This is a genomic window from Streptomyces sp. MMS24-W38, from assembly GCF_059889265.1.
The window spans coordinates 7,240,642-7,259,633 of the sequence record NZ_JCBCPP010000001.1 but is presented as its reverse complement, the minus strand read 5'-3'; the positions used below and the strand labels follow the sequence as shown (position 1 = coordinate 7,259,633).

The window sequence follows — 18,992 nt, the reverse complement described above, 5'->3', positions numbered from 1 at the left end:
GGGGACAGTCTCTAAGGCCCCATCGCCAAGGTGTGAGGTGTGGTCCGCCCGTGGGCTCGAGCCGATCGACGGCCGTAATCCTCGAGTCGGATCGGTGGACCCTCCGCGCTCCCGGCACGATGCGACTTGAAGAGAGTCTCATGACGTCATTGATCAGGGATCCACTGTTGTGGATCTTGCTGGTAGTACTCATCGCTGCGGCGTTCGCAGTGATGAGGGCACGGAGAACCAACCTGGCGCTCCGCAGAACGAGGAGGGACCTGGAATCGGACCTGGGTCAGGCCCAGGGCCAGCTCGCCCAGCAGCAGGGGTACATCGCCACCCTCAACGCACGGCACCAGGGCGACCTCGCCGACGTCCGCGCGGATGCCGAGTCGTCGACCAAAGCCGTACTGAAGTCGGCGATGGGAACACTGCAGTCCCTCGCCGAGGAGCAGCAGCTGCTGCTGGACGGCCTGCTGAAGAAGTACGGCAACGACACCGAGGTCCTCGCCGACCTGATGTCGGTGGACCACACCGGCAGCCAGTTCAGCCGCCGGGCCAAGGGCATCTCCGTCCTGTGCGGTGGCTGGCTGGGCCGACGTGACGGCGCGGCGACCGTGTACGACGTGGCGCGCAGCGCCCAGGGGCGGATCAAGGACTTCAACCGGGTCGGCATCCACGCGCAGGTCAGCGTCTCCGTCTCCGCCAAGGCCGTGGAGCCGGTGGCCGTCGTACTGGCCGAGCTGCTGGACAACGCGACCACCTACAGCGCTCCGGGCACGCCGGTCGAGGTCAACATCCAGGCCGTCCCGACGGGTGTGTGCTTCATCGTCGACGATGCCGGCCTGGGCATGGACCAGGAGACCAAGGACCGGGCGGCGGCTCTGCTGTCGGCCGACAGCGAGGTCGACATCACCGGTCTGGGCGACCCGCCCCGGTTCGGGTTCGCGGTGTGCGGCATGCTCGCCACGCGGTACGGCTTCTCCGTCTCCGTCGGCTCGGTGTCCCCCTACGGCGGAGTGCGTGCAGTGATCCGTGTACCGGAAAGTCTCCTGGCCGCCGACGCGCCCGCACCCGCCGAGCCCGTCCAGGAGGCCGTGAGCCAGGAGGCCGCCCCGCAGCGGCTGGCTCCCGTCCCGGTGGGCCCCTCCCACGTGGTGGGCCGGACGAACGGCGGGCTTCCCAAGCGACGCCGGCGGCAGGGCCCCATCTCGGTGGTGCCCGCGCCGGACGACACGGCCGGTGTCGACGAGCAGACATCCGAACCGGCCAGCGAGGTGACCGCGTCACGCCTCGGGGCGTTCGCCCGTGGCACACAGCTCGGTCGGATCACGAACACCATGGAAGGACCTGATCAGCGGTGAACACCGACCTGTCGTGGGTGCTGAACGACGTGCTCGAGGTGCGTGGTGCCCGTCACGCCGTGCTCGTCTCGGGTGACGGCCTGCTGCTTCAGCGTTCGGACGACATCTCGCGCGACGACGCGGAGACGAACGCCGCCGCCATGAGTTCCATGCAGTCCCTCAGCCGGGCGGTCGCCGGTTTCGTCGGGGCGGGGAACGGCATCTGGAAGCAAACGCTGCTGGAGTACGACGGCGGCTGGATCTTCCTGAGCGCCGCCGGTCAGGGCGCCTACCTGGCCGTCTCGGCGGCTCCGGACGTCGACATGGAAGCCGTGTCGTTCCGCATGCAAAAGACGGTGACGGCACTGAACAAGGCGATGAGCGTGGCGCCACGCGCGAACCACGGTGTCGGCTCATGACAGCTCCCGGCGAAGAAGGGGCCGTATCCAGCGACTTCGTCCGCTCCTACGTCATCACCGGTGGCCGGAGCCTGCCGTCTTCGGACGATCTTGCATTGCACACCCTCGTCACGCTGGCTCCCGAGCGGACCCTCCCGCTCGGGGCCGGGCCCGAAGTGACGGCGATCTGGGACCTGTGCGCGGGTGGCTACCTGTCGGTGGCCGAGGTGGCCGGCCACCTCGGCCTGCCGGTCGGAGTGGCCCGCCTACTGCTGACCGACCTGTTCGAGCAGGGGCACCTGCTGCACCGCGCCGAACCGCCGCGGGCCCAGAACGTTGACAGAGCGACCCTCGAGAAGGTTCTGCATGGACTCCAATCCCTCATCAGCTGAGACGGCCCAGGGCTCCATCTACGTCTCCAACGCGGTGACCAACGCCGCGAAGATCCTGGTCGTCGGGCATTTCGCCGTGGGCAAGACGACTCTCATCGGTTCGCTGTCGGAGATCACTCCGCTGCGCACCGAGGAGAAGATGACCCAGGCCTCCGTCCACGTCGACGACCTGCGGGGCGTGACGGACAAGACCACCACCACGGTCGCCCTGGACTTCGGTCGTCTCACACTGAGCGAAGACCTCGTGCTGTACCTGTTCGGCACGCCGGGACAGCAGCGCTTCATGCAGCTGTGGGAGGACATGGCGCGCGGTGCGCTGGGAGCCCTGCTCCTGGTCGACCCCGCACGGCTGGAGGAGACCTTCCCCGTCATCGACCTCGTCGAGGGGTACGGCCTGGAGTACGCCATCGCCGTCAACACCTTCGACCCGTCCGCCACGTACGGCGAAGCGGAGGTGCGTGAGGCGCTCGACCTGCTGCCGGACACTCCCGTCGTCTACTGCGACGCCCGTGACCAGCGATCCTCCGCGGAGGCACTGATCGCGCTGGTCCGGCACCTGCTCGAACGCGCCGCCTGACCGCCACGCGCCCACTCCACCCGGGAACAGCGGTTCCCGGATCACCAAGGAAGACTTCGTGACTCCGCTCCCCCTTCCGAAGGAGGGGGGCTTCCAACCCAAGGGTTTCGGTCCAGCCCTAACCGATCCCTTGCGGGACACCTGAAACGTACACCAGGGATTCGCTTCCCCCACCGGCTGAAGCCGGTGGTTCCCTCGAAAGAGGTCCGATGGATCTTCAGCCGACATCTGCGCCCACGGGCAGCAGATGCCCCATGCACGACGCCTCGTTCGCCGCCGACCCCCAGGCGCTCTACGACCAGCTGCGCGCCCACGCCCCGGCCGGTCCGGTCGAGCTCGCGCCTGGCGTGGACGCCACGCTGGTCGTCGGGCACGAGATGGCGCTGCGCGTCCTGCAGAACACCGACCTCTTCGCCCGCGACGCCCGCCGGTGGAAGGCCCTGAACGAGGGGCACATCGGGATGGACAACCCGGTGCTGCCGATGATGGCGTACCGGCCCAACTGCCTGTTCACCGACGGTGCGGTGCACCTGCGGCTGCGCAAGGCGGTCACCGACAGCCTGGCCCAGCTCAACATCACCCGGGTCCGCCGTGACGTCGAGCCGATCGCCGACTACCTCCTCGACCAGTTCAGCGAGCGGGGCCGCGCCGACCTGCTCAACGACTACGCCAAGCTGCTGCCGCTGCTGCTGTTCAACAAGCTCTTCGGCTGCCCCGCGAACATCGGTGACACCCTCACCACCGCGATGTCGGCGATCTTCGACGGCAAGGACGCCCTGCGTGCCAACGAGGACCTCACCGCCTGCCTCATGGAGCTGATCGCCCTCAAGCGGCGCCAGCCCGGCGAGGACATCACCTCCTGGCTGATCCAGCACCCGGCCGGGCTGACCGACGAGGAGCTCAAGGACCAGCTGGTGATGCTGATGGGCGCCGGGGTGGAACCCGAGCGCAACCTCATCGGCAACGCCCTGGTGCTGTTGCTGTCCGGCACGGGCGGCCGGCAGAGCGGCATGCTGATCGAGGAGGCACTCGACCACGTGCTGTGGAACCAGACCCCCATCGCCAACTACGCGACCCACTACCCGGTCCAGGACGTCGACCTCAGCGGCCATGTGGTGGAGGCGGGCACCCCGGTCGTCATCTCCTTCGCGGGTGCCAACAGCGACCCCGCGCTCTCCGAGGCCCGCCGCATCCGCAGCAGGGGCGCCCACCTGGCGTGGGGCGCCGGCCCGCACGCCTGCCCCGCCAAGGGCCCGGCGCAGGTCATCGCGATCACCGCGATCGAGCGGCTGCTCAACGCGCTGCCCGACCTGACGCTGGCCGTACCGCAGGAGGAACTGCAGTGGCGGCCGGGGCCGTTCCACCGCGCGCTGGTGGCGCTGCCGGCGACGTTCAGTCCGACGCCGGCCACGCGGATGGCGGCGGCTCTGCAGCACCGGGCCGCGTCGGCCGGTGCGGAGCAGCCGCTGCCCGTGGCCCAGGCCGCCCCGGCGCGGCGGCAGTCGGGCCGGAGGAAGGGCTTCTGGAGCAGCTTCCTCGACGTCTTCCGCGTCTGATGTACGGCATGTGACAGGAGCAACACTCTGTGGCGCATGACGGAGGAGGGTGGAAGGGTAGATTCCGGCGGTACCGGCAGCGCCCAGCCAAAGGAGCTTCGCGTGACCGCCGTTGGTGAAATACGTGACACCAGCACCATCCCCGGCACCAGTAACACGGACCGCCGGACCGTCATCTCCCTCCTCCGTCGACTGCGTTCGAGCGAAGGACAGACCAACCCGCTTCCCGTCTGGGAGGAACTGCGTTCCATGGGAGACGTCGTACGCGCCCCCTGGGGCGGCTACTTCGTCACCGGATTCGAGGCGTGCAGCCAGGTCCTGCGCGGCAGGAACTGGCTCGCCCCGGACTTCGCCTGGCAGGAGCGCCAGTCGGACCAGGAACGCTGGGAAGACCCCGCCACCCGTGAGATGACCAGAACCCTGATCCGCCTCAACGCCCCCACCCACACCCGCCAGCGGCGGGCTCTGGGCAACCCCTTCGACCGCTCCTCGATCGAGCGCGCGCGCCCCCGGATCGCCGCTCTCGTCTCCGGTCTCCTCGACGAACTCGCGGACCGACTCAGCTCCGACGGCGAGGCGGACTTCAACACCGTCGTCGGTGAGCAGTTGCCCGTCCGCACCGTCGGCCAGTGGCTCGGTATCGACCCGGCCGACCACGCGCACATCCTGGACTTCACCCACCGGCAGGTCTACGCACAGGAGTTGCTGCCCAGCAAGAGCGAACTCGCGATATCGGCCCAGGCCACCCTGAAGATGCGGGCCTACTTCACCGAGCTCATCCGGTACCGGCGCGCACACCCGGGCAACGACGCCCTCACCGGCTGGATCCACTACTGGGACGCCCAGTACCCGGACGACCGGGCCGCGGCGGACCAGGTGCTCTACGACCTGACGATGTTCATCACCATCGCCTCCCTGGAGACCAGCTCCGTCCTGCTGGCCAACGCCGTCTGGTTCCTGACCCAGGACCCGTCGCGCGCCGACTGGCTGCGGCGGAACCCCGACCACATCGACGACGCGATCGAGGAGACGCTGCGCTACGACCCGCCCGTGGTCCTCAACTCCCGTATCGCCGCCGACGACACCGTCCTCGCAGGCGTGCCGATCGCGAAGGACACCACCGTCCACGTCCTGTACGGATCCGCCGCCCACGACCCGCGCCGCAATCCGGACCCCGGTTCCTTCGACATCCTGCGGGGCGGCGGGCACCTCACCTTCGGCGGCGGCGCGCACTACTGCCTCGGAGCGGGCCTCGGACGACTTGAGGCGCGTGAACTCCTCGTCCAGCTACTGGAACGTTTCCCCACGTTGCGGCCCACCGCACCTCCCACGTACGACACCACCCGTGTCGTGTTCCGCCGCATCACCTCCCTGAAAGTGACGATATGAACGCCCCGCTCCTGTCCGGCGACCCCGGCGACCCCGACGACCGGATACTGAAGACCCTGCGCACCCATCGGCGGGGTCCTGTCCTCACCATCGAGTTGAACGTTCCCGAGCAGGGCAACGTCGTCAGCGAGGCCATGCTGGACGACCTGCTCACCGTGCTGGACGACCAGGACCCCTCGGTGCGCGTCCTGGTGATGACCGGTGCCGGGCAGGACTTCTGCCTCGGCGGGGACCGCGAGGAGTTCGCCGGTCACCTCGCCCACGACGCCACCGGCAACGGCATCCGTGTCTCCGGCGTCAAGGCCCGGCGGGTGTGCGACGCGCTGACGTCCCACTCCGCCGTCACCATCGCCCGCGTCCAGGGCAGGGCCATCGGGGCCGGCTTCGCCCTCGCTCTCGCCTGCGATCTGCGGGTGGGTGCCGACACCGCGAGCTTCCGGCTGCCCGAACTCGCCCTCGGTCTGCCCACGGCGTGGGGCGGCCTGCTGCCGCGGCTGGTCAGCGAGGTCGGAGCCGCGTCCGTGCGTGAACTCATCCTCACCGGACGCCCCCTCCCCGCCCAGGAGGCCCTCGGCCTGTCGATCCTGCAACGGGTCGTGCCCGAGGAGGCGCTCGACGCCGCGGTCGACGAGTGGGCCAGACCACTCCTGCGGCGCTCGTTGCCCGCTGTGCGGGTCACCAAGACGCTGCTGAACTCCCTGACCGCCTCGACCCGTCTCGCCGACGCGTCGGTCCTGGATCCCGAACTGATGGCGGCGGTCGCCAGCGAAGTGCACCATATGCGTACGCCCCGCTGATCGCGCCCTCACAGCGTCACCGGCCCCTGGAACACGCCGACTTCCGGGGGCCTTGTTGTGCGGTCTGCCGGGTCCGGTCCGTTTCGGTCGAGCACCGCGACGACCTCGGTCTCCACCGGGTGCTCGAGGGTTGCCGGCCGGCAACCGCGTCGCGCGGTCGTGCGTCCTGGGAAGAACAAGGTCGATCGTGCGGACGGGGAGCCGGGGAGCCGTGGGGGAACGGGTGGGCAGCGGTGCGATGCCGGTGGCGGGGGCGGCGACGCGCGGGCGGGTGCTCGCGGTGGCCGCGGTGCTGTCGGCGGGGCTGCTGGTGTTCCACCGTGCCGTGCCGAACGCCGTCGGCCGGGTGGGCAGTCTGCTGGAGTCGTTCCTGCCCTGGCTGGGCCTGGTGGTCCTGGTGCTGTTCGTCCTGGCGCTGCTGCGGCGTTCGGCCGTCGCGCTGGTGGCCCTGCTGCTGCCGGTGGCGGCCTGGACGTGTCTCTTCGGCGGGCTGTTCCTGCCCGAACCGCCCACCGGTCCGCGGGAACTGGCGGTGGTGCAGCACAACGTCAGCGACGAGAACGCCGACCCGGCGGCCACGGCCCGCGCCCTGGCCGACGCCGGGCCCGACATCATCGCGCTGGAGGAGCTGGTGCCGACGGCGCTGCCGCTCTACGAGAGGACGCTCGCCCGGCGCTACCCGTACCACGCGGTGCGGGGCACCGTCGGCCTCTGGTCGAGGCACCCGCTCACCGATGCCCGGTTGGTGGACATCAAACCCCCGGGGATCACCGAGCCCTGGAGCCGCGGGCTGAGGGCCGTGGTCCGCACACCGCACGGGGACGTCGCTGCGTACGTCGCGCACCTGCCCTCGATCCGGGTCGGGGCGAGCGGCCTCGCCTCCGCCCACCGGGACGAAAGCGCCAGACTGCTGGGCAGGGCGGTCGCCGCCGAGGAGCTGGAGACGGTGATCCTTCTCGGCGACCTCAACAGCACCGTCGACGACCGGGGCCTGACCCCGCTGACCTCACGGATGAACGTGGCGGAACGCGGCTTCGCCCTGAGCTTCCCCGCCGCACTGCCCCTGGCCCGGATCGACCAGGTCATGGCCCGCTCGGCCACCGTCCGTCACATCCGCACCCTGCCCGCCACCGGCAGCGACCACCTGCCGGTCGCCGCGCGCGTCACCCTCGACTGAGGCCACCGGCCGGACCGCCCGGTACCGGAGGTGTGTCACGTCGTGGCCCCCAGAGCTCCCCGCGGTGCCCTGTTCCGCCTGGCCCGGGATACGTGTCGGGCGCACGCTGGTGCCATGGGCACGGGCCCCACACCCATCTCCTCCGTGCGGCGCGCCTTCCGCCTGTTGGAAGCGGTGAGCGCACACGAGAACGGCGCGCCGGCGAAGCAGCCGGCGTGTGAGACGGGGCTGCCGCCGCCCACCGCGTACCACCTGCTGCGCACCCTGGTCCACGACGGATACCTGCGCAAACCGGACGACGGCGGGTTCGTCCTCGGCGAACGGCCGCACACGCTGCACACCGCGGGCCGCGGGCAGGCCCCTGCCGGGCCGGGTGTGGCCGACGCCGACCGCCCTGCGGGACGAGCTCTCGACCGCCGCCCACCTCACCTTCCACGAGAACGGCGAGATCCGCGTCGCCGAGATCGCCGAACTCCCCGCCGAGGTCGCCGCGTTGACCGATGCTCCGGACGCCTGGGTCAACCCCTGAGCAAGCGGACCGGCACCCGGATTCCATATCTCAGATCATGAGATGAGCTCGGCCAGGATACGGAAACCCTCTTGGAGGGAGGGCCCCGGTCTGCCACGATCCCTGGCAATCAGGCAGGAAAACCAGGGATCGGGGGCCGGCCATGCGTGCACTGGACCGCACGGCCCGCTTGCTGCCCCATCTGACCTCGCGCCGTCACATCGACTTCGGCCGCGCGTCGAGCGCCATCTGTCGCCGTTCCGCGTCCCGGCCGCCCGTCTCCGGGTAATCCGCTTTCCGGCACGCCCAGGACGACGCGGCGCCCCTCCCCCGGCCTCCCGGCCGTATCTCTATATCTCTACATCTCTGCATCTCCACATGGACATGTCGGCGTATCGACCTTTTCCGCGCCGCCCACCCCGAAAGGACACCTCCGTGTCTGCCGCAAGGCCTCTCGCTCTCCTGCGCGCCATCGCCGTCACCGCGACGCTGCCCCTCCTGCTCACCGCGTGCGGCTACGGCTCCGAGTCCACCGACGACGACAAGCAGTCCGAGGTCGCGGCGGACGCCGAGAAGCTGTCCGTCGACGAGGTGAAGCTCGGCTACTTCCCGAACCTCACCCATGCCAACGCGCTGGTGGGCATCGAGGAGGGCCTGCTGCAGAAGGAGCTCGGCGGCACCCGGATCAAGTCCGCTACCTTCAACGCCGGGCCGTCCGAGATCGAGGCGCTGAACGCCGGTTCCATCGACATCGGCTGGATCGGCCCCTCCCCCTCCATCAACGGATTCACCAAGTCCCGGGGCAAGAACCTGCGCATCATCGGCGGTTCCGCCTCCGGCGGCGTGAAGCTGGTGGTGAACCCGGACAGGATCAAGTCCGAGGACGACCTCGAGGGCAAGAGGATCGCGACCCCGCAGCTCGGCAACACCCAGGACGTCGCGTTCCTCAACTGGATCGCGGAGAAGGGCTGGAAGGTCGACGCGCAGAGCGGCAAGGGCGACGTCTCCGTCGTCCGCACCGACAACAAGGTGGCACCCGACGCCTTCACGTCCGGCTCGATCGACGGTGCCTGGGTGCCGGAGCCGACCGCGTCCAAGCTGGTCGCGGAGGGCGCCGAGGTGCTGCTGGACGAGGCCGACCTGTGGCCCGACAAGAAGTTCGTGATCACGAACATCATCGTGTCGCAGAAGTTCCTCGAGGAGCACCCGGACGTCGTCGAGGCCGTGCTGCGCGGCTCGGTGAAGACCAACGACTGGATCAGGGCCAACCCCGACAAGGCCAAGGAGTCCGCGAACAAGGCCCTCGAAGAACTGTCCGGCAAGGCCCTGCCCGAGGACGTCCTCGGCCCGGCCTGGGAGTCCATCACCTTCCTGGACGACCCGCTGGCCGCCACCCTCGACTCGCAGGCGAAGCACGCGGTGAAGGCCGGCCTGCTGGAGCAGCCCGCTCTGGACGGCATCTACGACCTCGCACCGCTGAACAAGGTGCTCAGGGCCGAGGGCAAGGACGAGGTGGACGACGCGGGTCTCGGCGTCGAGCGGTGACCTCGGCCCACTCCGGGTGAGTTCCGGGAGCGGCTGTCCCAGCCGGGGCCGCCGCTCCCGCGCCGCTCCTCTGGGACACTGGTGCTATGCCGCCGACTCCGCGGTCACAGCCGCACCCGCCACCTCCGAGGCTCCCGGAACCCCTCACGGCCGGGGTGCCGGCGACCATCGCGCGCCCGCTGCTCACCCAGTCCTGGCTCGACCTGACCTTTCTGCACTGGGCCGCGGACCCGGCCGACGTGGCCCCTCTGCTGCCGACCGGAACGGTGCCCGACACACTGGACGGGGTCACCTACGTCGGACTCGTCGCCTTCCGGATGCACCGGGTCGGCAGGCTGCGCCTCCCGGGGCTCCCCTACCTCGGCTCCTTCCCCGAGACCAACGTCCGCCTCTACTCGGTGGACACGCACGGACGCCGCGGCGTGGTGTTCCTCTCCCTGGACGCCTCCCGGCTGCTGCCCGTGACGATCGGCCGGATCGGCTTCCGGATGCCCTATCTCTGGTCCCGGATGGCCGTCCGGCACAGCGGCGACACCGTCACGTACACCAGCTCCCGGCGGTGGCCCGGACCCCGCGGCGCCCACAGCCGCATCACCGTGCGGGTGGGCGAGCGGGTCGAGGAGCCCACCGAGCTGGAACACTTCCCGACCGCCCGCTGGGGCATGCACGGCTCCTTCTTCGGCCGGTCGGTGTACCTGCCCAACACCCATCCGCGCTGGTCCCTGCACCGCGCCGAGGTACTCGACTGCGCGGAGGACCTGCTGACGGCGGCGGGACTGCCGAAGCCCGCGAAAGACCCTGTGAGCGTCCTCTACTCGCCGGGCGTTCCCGCCCGCTTCGGCCGACCCGCCCGCCCTGCGGGCATCCGCACCCCTTGAGGCCCCGGGCTCAGCCCTGCGGCTCCTGCGGCTTGGTGTCCACCTCGCGCAGATTCCGGTCGGTGAGCTCGGTGCGTGTCTCCGTACGGTGGCCGCGGGCGATGTAGTCCCGCACCACGAGCTCGACGGCGTCCTGCGGCGACCCGACTCCGGCCAGGACCATGACTTCCACGACCAGTTCGGCGTCGAGTGTGACGGTGACCTTGGCCATGGCGCTCTCCTGACGGCGTCGGGCACTGCGTGGACCGGGATCACCGAACTCTACAAGGCGGGCCACTCGCCCTTTCGGCCCAGCCCGCGCCGACGGGGCCGGAAGGCGCTCCTCCTGTTCTCGTTCGACCCCTCCGACCGGCGATGATGGTAGTGGCGGCCGCGTGCGCACAGTGGTCGTCCGTCCTTCGGACGTGCGCCAGGAGCAGAGAGGAAGCACCACGATGAGCCACCAGAAGGTGCGCGACGTGATGAGCGACGCCGTCGTCCGGATCCAGGGCGGGACACCGTTCAAGGAGATCGCGCACCTGCTGCTCGAGTACGACATCACCGCCGTCCCCGTGGTCGACTCCGAGGACCGTCCGGTGGGCGTGGTGTCCGAGGCGGATCTGCTGCACAAGATGTGGGGGCGTCAGGAGGGCGATGCAGGTGGGCCGGGAGTGGCGCCCCGACCGGAGAAGGCCTGGGCCACCGACGCCGCCGGGCTGATGACGTCGCCCCCGCTCTGTGCCGCCGAGGACTGGAGCGTGGTGGACGCCGCCCGGGTGATGGCCCGGCACGGCATCAAGCGGCTGCTGGTGATCGACGGGGCCGGGCGGCTGAGGGGCGTGGTGAGCAGGAGCGACCTGCTCCGCGTCTTCGTGCGCGCGGACCGGGCGATCCGCACGGAGATCGTCGAGGACGTGCTGGTCAGGGCGCTCGGCGAGGCGCCCTCCGCGGTGGAGGTGACGGTGACGCACGGCCATGTCAGGCTCAGCGGGCAGTTGTCCTCACCGGCGACGGCTCAGGAGCTCGAGGAACTGTGCCGCAACGTCGACGGCGTCGTCGACGTGGAGTTCCGTGCGGTGCCAGACTCCGGGACCGACGGCCCGGCGCCGGCGGGCTGACCGCGCGCCGCGGGTCCCGGACCGGGGCCGTCGCCGGACGGGACAGCCCCGCTGCGTGGCGCCCGCCATCCGTCCGGTGTTTCACCGGGCCGACGGCTTATCAAAGGTGAAGCGCTTCGACTGACAGTCGATTCTGCTGACGCGTGCCGCTCTCGCAGCACCCGGCAGTGCGGTCGGGCGCAAGCTGTCCGGCCTGATCACCAACACGTCGGCGGGAGCCGGTCGCATCGGCCCCCGGCGGCGGGATCTCCTCGCTCCAGGGCGTGACAGGAACTCCCGGACCTGTCATAGTTCCTGGCCAGGTACGGCTTTCTTCTCGCCATCACCCCTCCCCCCTCCGAGGAAGATCATGAAGTTCACCGACGGCTTCTGGCGCATCCGCGAGGGTGTCCAGATCTCGTACGCCACCGAGTTGCGCGATGTGCGCACGGAGTCGAAGCGCTTCACCAGCTACGCCGCCGTCAAGAGAGTGACGCGTCGAGGCGACACCCTCAACGCTCCCCTCGTCACGGTCGAGTGCTTCTCCCCCGCCGAGGGCGTCATCGGCGTCCGCGTCACCCACCACGCGGGCAAGCGGCGCCCCGGCCCCGACTTCGCCCTCACCAGTGATCCGGACGGCGCCGGGACGGTGCGCACGGACGGTCCGGTCACCGAGCTGACCAGCGGCCCGCTGACCCTCCGCCTCGACGGGTCCGGCCCCTTCTCGCTCGGCTTCCACGACGCGGACGGACGCGAGCTGACCCGCGCGGACGCCAAGGGCACCGCCTTCGCCACCACCGGCGACGGAGCCCACCACGTGCTGACCCGGCTGGCGCTCGGCGTCGGGGAACAGATCTACGGCCTCGGTGAGCGCTTCACCCCGTTCGTCAAGAACGGTCAGACCGTCGACGTCTGGCAGGCCGACGGCGGCACGAGCAGCGAGCAGTCCTACAAGAACATCCCGTTCTACGTCTCCTCCCGCGGCTACGGCGTCTTCGTCAACCACCCCGGGGCGGTCTCCTACGAGATCGGCTCGGAGTCCGTGGGCCAGGTGCAGTTCAGCGTCGAGGACCAGTCGCTGGAGTACTACGTCGTCGCCGGTCCCACCCCGAAGGACGTACTCAGCCGCTACACGGCCCTCACCGGCCGCCCCGCCCTGCCCCCGGCCTGGTCGTTCGGCCTGTGGCTCAGCACCTCGTTCACCACGTCCTACGACGAACGGACCGTCACGTCGTTCGTGGACGGCATGACCGAACGCGGCATCCCGCTGTCCGTCTTCCACTTCGACTGCTTCTGGATGCGCGAGTACCAGTGGTGCGACTTCCGGTGGAACCCCGACGTCTTCCCCGACCCGGACGGCATGCTGGCCCGGCTCAAGGAGAAGGGCCTGCGCATCAGCGCCTGGATCAACCCGTACATCGCCCAGAAGTCCCCGCTCTTCGACGAGGCCGCCGCCCTCGGGCACCTGGTGCGCAGGCCCGGCGGCGACGTGTGGCAGTGGGACCTGTGGCAGGCCGGCATGGGCCTGGTCGACTTCACCGGCCCCGAGGCGCGCGCCTGGTTCCAGTCGAAGCTCAAGGCCCTGCTCGACCAGGGCGTGGACTGCTTCAAGACGGACTTCGGCGAGCGCATCCCCACCGACGTGGTCTGGCACGACGGCTCGGACCCCGAGCGGATGCACAACTACTACACGCAGTTGTACAACCGCACGGTGTTCGAGCTCCTCGAGAAGGAGCGCGGGCAGGGTGAGGCCGTGCTGTTCGCCCGGTCCGCGACGGCCGGCGGGCAGCAGTATCCCGTGCACTGGGGCGGCGACTGCTGGTCGTCCTTCGAGGCCATGGCCGAGTCGCTGCGGGGCGGCCTGTCGCTGTCGCTGAGCGGGTTCGGCTTCTGGAGCCACGACATCGGCGGCTTCGAGGGCACGCCCGACCCCGAAGTGTTCAAGCGCTGGCTCGCCTTCGGCCTGCTCTCCTCGCACAGCCGGCTGCACGGCTCCTCGTCGTACCGGGTGCCGTGGGAGTTCGGCGACGAGGCGGTCGGCGTCGCCCGGCGGTTCACCCTGCTCAAGCACCGCCTGATGCCGTACTTGTACGGCGCGGCCGTAGAGACACACGCCACCGGCGTGCCGATGATGCGGCCGATGGTGCTGGAGTTCCCCGGCGACCCGACGTGCCGTCCGCTCGACCGCCAGTACATGCTGGGCCCCGACCTCCTGGTGGCGCCCGTGTTCAGCCCGGACGGCGAGGTCGAGGTCTACCTGCCGGAGGGTACCTGGACCCACCTGCTGAGCGGCGAGAAGGTCACCGGCCCGGGCTGGCGCACCGAACGGCACGGCTACGCCAGCCTCCCGCTGTACGTCCGTGAGGGCGCCGTCCTGCCCCTGACCGGCGACGACTCGCGGCCGGACGGCGACTGGCTGGACGCGCCGGTCCTCCTCGTCCACCCGACGGCCTCGCCCGACTACGCGGCCGAGATCACCGTGCCCGACACCACGGGTGCGCGGGCCGCGGCCTTCCGGGTCCTGCGCGACGGAGACGTCCTGCGGGTCACCACGTCGGGGACCGAGCGGCCGTTCACGGTGCGTGTCGCCGGCGGGGCACAGGCCCGGGGAGCGGGCGAGGTGACGGTGCCGCTGGGATGACGGGCGCGACGGCGGCCGGGGCGGGAGCGGTGCCGCGTCAGCGGAGTCGTGCGACGCCCGCGTAGATGCCGCTGTCCTCGGGTGCGGGAGCCGGCATCGTCCGGAACCATTCCGGTGCGGTCACCAGGCCCGGTTCCACCATGTCCAGGCCGTCGAAGAAGCGGGCGACCTCGTCGCGGGTGCGGAAGCCGAGGCGGATGCCGGCTCTGGCGTACTCGGCGGTGACCTGCGCGGCCAGTTCCGCGTGCCGGTCGGACGCGGCGTGCGACAGCACGAGGTGGCTGCCCGGCGGGAGCACGGAGAGCAACTCGCCGACGATGGCGAGGGGTTCCTGGTCGTCGGGGATGAAGTGCAGGAGGGCGATCAGGGACAGTGCGACCGGACGTCCGAAGTCGAGGACGGTCCGGGCGTGTTCGACGATCTCCCCCGGACTGCGCACATCGGCCTGGATGTAGTCGGTGACGCCCTCGGGACCGCTGATCAGCAGGGTCTCCGCGTGCCTGAGGACGATGGGGTCGTTGTCGATGTAGACGACCCTCGCGGCCGGGACCACGGACTGCACGATCTGGTGCAGGTTCGGCTCGGTGGGAATGCCCGTGCCGATGTCGAGGAACTGGTCGATGCCCTGCCCGGCGAGCCAGGCCGCCGCCCGGTGCATGAACTGACGGTTCTGCCGGGCGCCGTCCCGCGCCTCGGGCGGCAGCTTCTCGCCGACGGCCTCGTCCACGGGGTAGTTGTCCTTGCCTCCGAGCAACCAGTCGTAGACCCGCGCGGGGTGCGCCTTGCTGGTGTCGATCTGCGGAGGACTGGACCTGCCGGCCGACATGAGGACTCCGTCCCACGATGGATCAGGGCTGCTGACGATCACCGAGTCTCGCACATCAACGCGCCTTCATACAGGCCTAGTTGGAACGAGTCACGGAGGGCCTCCCCGCTCCCCCACCCCGTACCCCGGACCACCGGTCGGTGGGTTCGGGGCGCGGGGTCGCGGTCACGGGGCAAGTACGACCCGGTCGGCGGTGTGGACGGCCGCAGGCTCCTCGGTCCCCTGAGCGGCGAGGGACGCCGGCGGCGGGCGGACCGGTCCGGCTTCGAGGCCCGTCAGGTTCATCCCTGCCTTCACCAGGGCCACGGCGTGTCCCGGAACACGTGACACAGTCGACCCAGGGACCGTTGCCCTGATCCGCTGCCGTCGGGAACCGGTTCACCGACTGCCGGGAGCTTCGGCGACGGCCACCATCCGGGCCGGCCGGCACGGCGGAGCCGGTTCCGGGTGCGCCGTTCATCCATGATGTGCGCTCATGATGCCTGGTGAAGACCGATGTTGATGGCCCGTCAAGTCAGACATGGTGTGAGAACGTCGGCGGCATGGGCATCTCTTGTCATGAACCTGCGCCCCGATGGCCGGGTCGCAGCCTCATGGAGGTTCGGGATGCACCGTAGACTCGCCACCGCACTGGCCACCTCGGCCCTTGCCGCCGTCAGCGTGCTGGGCACCGCCACAGCCGCCGACGCCGTTCCCGCCGACAAGGCCCAGGTCCTCTCGAACTGGACCCAGACCAGTGCCTCGAGCTACAACCAGTGGGTCGCGGCGCGCTCCAACCAAGCCGCCTGGTCCGCCTACCAGTTCGACTGGAGCACCGATTACTGCTCCACCTCCCCCGACAACCCGTTCGGCTTCCCCTTCGCCACCTCCTGCGCGCGCCACGACTTCGGTTACCGCAACTACAAGGCGGCCGGTTCCTTCGACGCCAACAAGGCACGCCTCGACAGCGCCTTCTACGAAGACCTCAAGCGGGTCTGCGCCGGCTACAGCGGCGGCACGAAGACCGCTTGCAACAGCACTGCGTGGACCTACTACCAGGCGGTCAGGGCCTTCGGCTGACCGGACCGTCCGGCCCCCACCGAGCGCCGCCGGTTCCCGGAAGGGACCGGCGGCGCACCGCTTCCGTCAGGCTTCCTGAGCGGCGGGGCGCAACGAAGTCAGAACAGGTGCTCCTGCTCGGCGGGTGCGCCACCGCGCGGAAGACGACGCGGGACGGGGCGCCGGGCCGGGGACTCCTCGCCGAACAGGGGCACCGTGCCGTACTCGTCCGGCTCGGCCGGCACCACGACGGGTCCGGTGCCCACGTTCAGCCGCAGCGGGGCGTCCCGGTCGAAATCTCCCGGCGTCATGTCCGTCCAGTCGCGTTCCTGACGCTCGCTCACCGACGCTCCGCTCCCCGTCCGGCCTTCCCGTCCCCTCACTGTTCCCGTACCGGGCCGGGGTGTCAGTCCTGGCCGCGGCCCTGAACGCGCGGCAGGGCGGTGCCGCTCTCGGCGGGTGCGGAGGGGTGGTCCTGCATGCCGTCAGGCTATCGCCCGTTCGCCGCTCCGTGGACGACGCCTCCGCGAGCCCGCCGTGGTCCGACCCGCCGCACCCCGCGGGCCGCCTCAAGCCGGGAGACGTACGTCACACCCTGGGGACCTGTCACATCTCGGCGGGCCGCCTCGTCAGATGTATGTAACCGCATACGCGAACCAGGAGATCACCATGGATGCCCGTATCAACCTCTTCGGCAACGCGCTCGCGACCAAGGTGCTGAAGCACATCAACTCGGCGGGCAAGGCGGTGTCCGACTCGGGTCTGCCGCACGCCACGCAGGAACTGGTGAAGATCCGCGCCAGCCAGATCAACGGCTGCGGCTTCTGCACCGACATGCACACCAAGGACGCCGCCCACGCCGGAGAGACCGCCCAGCGCCTCCACCTCGTCGCCGCCTGGCGCGAGGCCACCGTCTTCACCGACGCCGAGCGCGCCGCCCTCGAACTGGCCGAACAGGGCACCCGCATCGCCGACGCCGCCGGCGGGGTCACCGACGAGGCCTGGACCAACGCCACCAAGTACTACGACGAGGACCAGCTGGTCGCCCTCATCTCCCTCATCGCCGTCATCAACACCTACAACCGCATCAACGTCATCAACCAGCAGCCCGCCGGCGACTACCAGCCCGGCCAGTTCGGCTGACGGACGGCACGGACGGACACCACGGGGGCGCGCCGCCTCGCGTGCGCGCCCCCGTGGTGCGGCCTCAGGTGCCATGGAGCTCAGGTGCCCATGGAGTCCAGGTACCCGGAAGCTCAGGACTCCGCGCGCTTCGGCAGACGCCAGCCGGGGCGGACGAAGTGGCAGGTGTAGCCGTCCGGGTACCGCTGCAGATAGTCCTGGTGCTCGGGCTCGGCTTCCCAGAACGGGCCGGCCGGCGCGACCTCGGTCACCACCGGGCCCGGCCACAGACCCGACGCGTCGACGTCGGCGATCGTCTCCTCGGCGACGCGCTTCTGCTCGTCGTCGAGGTAGAAGATGGCGGAGCGGTAGCTCAGCCCGATGTCGTTGCCCTGCCGGTTCTTCGTGCTCGGGTCGTGGATCTGGAAGAAGTACTCCAGGATCGTGCGGTAGTCCGTGACGGCGGGGTCGTAGGTGATCTCGATCGACTCGGCGTGGGTGCCGTGGTTGCGGTACGTGGCGTTGGGGACGTCACCGCCGCTGTAGCCCACCCGCGTGCCGAGGACGCCCGGGAACGTGCGGATCAGTTCCTCCATGCCCCAGAAACAGCCGCCCGCCAGCAGCGCTGTTTCCACGGTTTCCTCGGTCCTCGTCATCTGCTCTCGCCCTTCTCCCGCGTCCTGGACGGCCGGTCCCGTCTCGTCTTCATGGTCCCGCACCGTCGCAGCCGTACGTACAGCAGTCTCAACCATGCCGGGAGCCCTGTTGTTCCGCCCATGGCCGTCCGGCCAGGAGGATTCCGCCCAGGTCGGGCGGCGACCGTGGGTACGATTTCACATATGACCGACACACCGGCCTCGACGCAGCGCCTGCGCGACCTCGCGCGGCTGCGCCGGGTCCGCGACCGGATCGACCGGGAGTACGCACAGCCGCTGGACGTCGAGGCGCTCGCCCGTGGCGCGCACATGTCGGCCGGGCATCTGAGCCGGGAGTTCCGGGCGGCGTACGGCGAGTCGCCGTACAGCTATCTGATGACGCGGCGCATCGAGCGTGCGATGACGTTGCTGCGCCGCGGGGACCTCAGCGTCACCGAGGTCTGTTTCGCGGTCGGCTGCTCGTCGCTGGGCACGTTCAGCACGCGCTTCACCGAGCTCGTCGGCATGCCGCCCAGCGCCTACCGGCGCCGCGCGGCGAGCATGACGGCGGGGCTGCCGCCGTGCGTGGCGAAGCAGGTGACCAGACCGGTCAGAAATCGAGAAGCGCCCGCGCCCGGCCCCCCTCTAGCGTGACGGCCATGGACATCACCATTCACGCGAGTTTCCTCCCGCACGACGACCCGGACGCTTCCCTGGCCTTCTACCGCGACACCCTCGGCTTCGAGGTCCGGGGCGACGTCGGACACGGCAGGATGCGGTGGATCACGGTCGGTCCCGTCGGCCGGCCCGGCACCTCCATCGTCCTGACCCCGCCGGCCGCCGACCCCGGTGTCACCGACGACGAGCGCCGCACCATCGCCGAGATGATGGCCAAGGGCACGTACGCCGGTCTCCTGCTGGCCACCGACGACCTGGACGCCACCTTCGCGCGGCTGCAGTCGGCCGACAGCGCCGAGGTGGTCCAGGAGCCGACCGAGCAGCCGTACGGCGTTCGTGACTGTGCCTTCCGCGACCCTTCAGGCAACCTGATCCGCATCCAGCAGCTGCGTTGAGCCGCCCGGTCACCGCCGTCACCGCCCGGCCCCGGCCCG

20 protein-coding genes and 1 pseudogene are annotated in these 18,992 nt (G+C 70.3%); 17 read left to right on the top strand and 4 right to left on the bottom strand.

Annotation, left to right across the window (positions count from 1 at the left end):
• Window positions 1–140: 140 nt before the first annotated feature.
• The 11 genes and pseudogenes from AC6F7H_RS32115 (at window position 141) to AC6F7H_RS32065 (ending at window position 10,542) form a co-directional block, all read left to right on the top strand.
• Complete coding sequence (locus AC6F7H_RS32115) at window positions 141–1,346, top strand: ATP-binding protein (RefSeq protein ID WP_500761345.1); 1,206 nt, start codon at window positions 141–143, stop codon at window positions 1,344–1,346.
• Window positions 1,343–1,744: a roadblock/LC7 domain-containing protein gene (locus AC6F7H_RS32110; RefSeq protein ID WP_109378556.1), complete on the top strand. Its 402-nt coding sequence runs from the start codon at window positions 1,343–1,345 to the stop codon at window positions 1,742–1,744. Before AC6F7H_RS32115 ends, AC6F7H_RS32110 begins: the two co-directional genes overlap by 4 nt.
• Window positions 1,741–2,115, top strand: a complete 375-nt coding sequence (locus tag AC6F7H_RS32105; protein WP_500761343.1) for a DUF742 domain-containing protein — start codon at window positions 1,741–1,743, stop codon at window positions 2,113–2,115. The genes AC6F7H_RS32110 and AC6F7H_RS32105 overlap by 4 nt, the downstream gene beginning before the upstream one ends.
• Window positions 2,090–2,692, top strand: coding sequence for a GTP-binding protein (locus AC6F7H_RS32100; RefSeq protein ID WP_500761341.1), 603 nt, complete (start codon window positions 2,090–2,092; stop codon window positions 2,690–2,692). Before AC6F7H_RS32105 ends, AC6F7H_RS32100 begins: the two co-directional genes overlap by 26 nt.
• Before the next feature lie 254 nt (window positions 2,693–2,946).
• A complete protein-coding gene (locus tag AC6F7H_RS32095) occupies window positions 2,947–4,248 on the top strand; it encodes a cytochrome P450 family protein (RefSeq protein ID WP_500761339.1) in 1,302 nt (433 codons plus the stop codon).
• A gap of 102 nt (window positions 4,249–4,350) precedes the next feature.
• Window positions 4,351–5,637: a cytochrome P450 gene (locus tag AC6F7H_RS32090; protein WP_500761337.1), complete on the top strand. Its 1,287-nt coding sequence runs from the start codon at window positions 4,351–4,353 to the stop codon at window positions 5,635–5,637.
• Window positions 5,634–6,434 carry an enoyl-CoA hydratase/isomerase family protein gene (locus AC6F7H_RS32085; RefSeq protein WP_500761335.1) on the top strand — a complete coding sequence of 267 codons (801 nt, stop codon included), beginning with the start codon at window positions 5,634–5,636 and terminating at the stop codon, window positions 6,432–6,434. Before AC6F7H_RS32090 ends, AC6F7H_RS32085 begins: the two co-directional genes overlap by 4 nt.
• Window positions 6,435–6,672: 238 nt before the next feature.
• Window positions 6,673–7,611 (top strand): endonuclease/exonuclease/phosphatase family protein, encoded by a 939-nt coding sequence (locus AC6F7H_RS32080; RefSeq protein ID WP_500762169.1) that lies wholly within the window; start codon window positions 6,673–6,675, stop codon window positions 7,609–7,611.
• A 114-nt stretch (window positions 7,612–7,725) separates the two neighbouring features.
• Window positions 7,726–8,089 (top strand): annotated as a pseudogene (locus AC6F7H_RS32075) (helix-turn-helix domain-containing protein); the annotation flags it as partial.
• Between the two features lie 465 nt (window positions 8,090–8,554).
• Window positions 8,555–9,664, top strand: a complete 1,110-nt coding sequence (locus AC6F7H_RS32070; protein WP_500761333.1) for an aliphatic sulfonate ABC transporter substrate-binding protein — start codon at window positions 8,555–8,557, stop codon at window positions 9,662–9,664.
• A gap of 86 nt (window positions 9,665–9,750) precedes the next feature.
• Window positions 9,751–10,542, top strand: coding sequence for a YqjF family protein (locus tag AC6F7H_RS32065; RefSeq protein WP_500761331.1), 792 nt, complete (start codon window positions 9,751–9,753; stop codon window positions 10,540–10,542).
• 10 nt (window positions 10,543–10,552) lie between these two features.
• Here the strand turns inward: AC6F7H_RS32065 and AC6F7H_RS32060 are convergent, their stop codons facing one another.
• Window positions 10,553–10,753, bottom strand: coding sequence for a type II toxin-antitoxin system VapB family antitoxin (locus AC6F7H_RS32060; RefSeq protein ID WP_202276968.1), 201 nt, complete (start codon window positions 10,751–10,753; stop codon window positions 10,553–10,555).
• 223 nt (window positions 10,754–10,976) lie between these two features.
• On the opposite strand from AC6F7H_RS32060, the gene AC6F7H_RS32055 reads away from it, so the two are divergent.
• Together AC6F7H_RS32055 and yicI are read left to right on the top strand one after the other, a co-directional pair.
• On the top strand, window positions 10,977–11,639 hold the full coding sequence (locus tag AC6F7H_RS32055; protein WP_500761329.1) for a CBS domain-containing protein: 663 nt from the start codon (window positions 10,977–10,979) through the stop codon (window positions 11,637–11,639).
• A 349-nt stretch (window positions 11,640–11,988) separates the two neighbouring features.
• The gene (yicI, locus tag AC6F7H_RS32050; protein ID WP_500761327.1) at window positions 11,989–14,259 is read left to right on the top strand and encodes an alpha-xylosidase; all 2,271 of its coding nucleotides are present in this window, start codon (window positions 11,989–11,991) and stop codon (window positions 14,257–14,259) included.
• Window positions 14,260–14,296: 37 nt separating this feature from the next.
• Here the strand turns inward: yicI and AC6F7H_RS32045 are convergent, their stop codons facing one another.
• Window positions 14,297–15,085, bottom strand: a complete 789-nt coding sequence (locus AC6F7H_RS32045; RefSeq protein WP_500761325.1) for an SAM-dependent methyltransferase — start codon at window positions 15,083–15,085, stop codon at window positions 14,297–14,299.
• A 606-nt stretch (window positions 15,086–15,691) separates the two neighbouring features.
• Between AC6F7H_RS32045 and AC6F7H_RS32040 the strand changes: the two genes are divergently transcribed.
• Window positions 15,692–16,144: a phospholipase gene (locus AC6F7H_RS32040; RefSeq protein WP_363036400.1), complete on the top strand. Its 453-nt coding sequence runs from the start codon at window positions 15,692–15,694 to the stop codon at window positions 16,142–16,144.
• Between the two features lie 98 nt (window positions 16,145–16,242).
• Here the strand turns inward: AC6F7H_RS32040 and AC6F7H_RS32035 are convergent, their stop codons facing one another.
• Window positions 16,243–16,467 carry a hypothetical protein gene (locus tag AC6F7H_RS32035; RefSeq protein ID WP_500761323.1) on the bottom strand — a complete coding sequence of 75 codons (225 nt, stop codon included), beginning with the start codon at window positions 16,465–16,467 and terminating at the stop codon, window positions 16,243–16,245.
• Window positions 16,468–16,792: 325 nt separating this feature from the next.
• Between AC6F7H_RS32035 and AC6F7H_RS32030 the strand changes: the two genes are divergently transcribed.
• A complete protein-coding gene (locus AC6F7H_RS32030; protein ID WP_109378571.1) occupies window positions 16,793–17,266 on the top strand; it encodes a carboxymuconolactone decarboxylase family protein in 474 nt (157 codons plus the stop codon).
• Window positions 17,267–17,379: 113 nt separating this feature from the next.
• Here AC6F7H_RS32030 and msrA read toward each other — a convergent pair whose 3' ends face one another.
• The gene (gene msrA / locus AC6F7H_RS32025; protein WP_500761321.1) at window positions 17,380–17,901 is read right to left on the bottom strand and encodes a peptide-methionine (S)-S-oxide reductase MsrA; all 522 of its coding nucleotides are present in this window, start codon (window positions 17,899–17,901) and stop codon (window positions 17,380–17,382) included.
• A gap of 183 nt (window positions 17,902–18,084) precedes the next feature.
• Here msrA and AC6F7H_RS32020 point away from each other — a divergent pair, with 183 nt between their 5' ends.
• Both AC6F7H_RS32020 and AC6F7H_RS32015 read left to right on the top strand, forming a co-directional pair.
• A complete protein-coding gene (locus AC6F7H_RS32020; protein WP_109378573.1) occupies window positions 18,085–18,534 on the top strand; it encodes a helix-turn-helix transcriptional regulator in 450 nt (149 codons plus the stop codon).
• A gap of 5 nt (window positions 18,535–18,539) precedes the next feature.
• Window positions 18,540–18,953 carry a VOC family protein gene (locus tag AC6F7H_RS32015; protein ID WP_109378751.1) on the top strand — a complete coding sequence of 138 codons (414 nt, stop codon included), beginning with the start codon at window positions 18,540–18,542 and terminating at the stop codon, window positions 18,951–18,953.
• The last annotated feature ends 39 nt before the right edge of the window (window positions 18,954–18,992 follow it).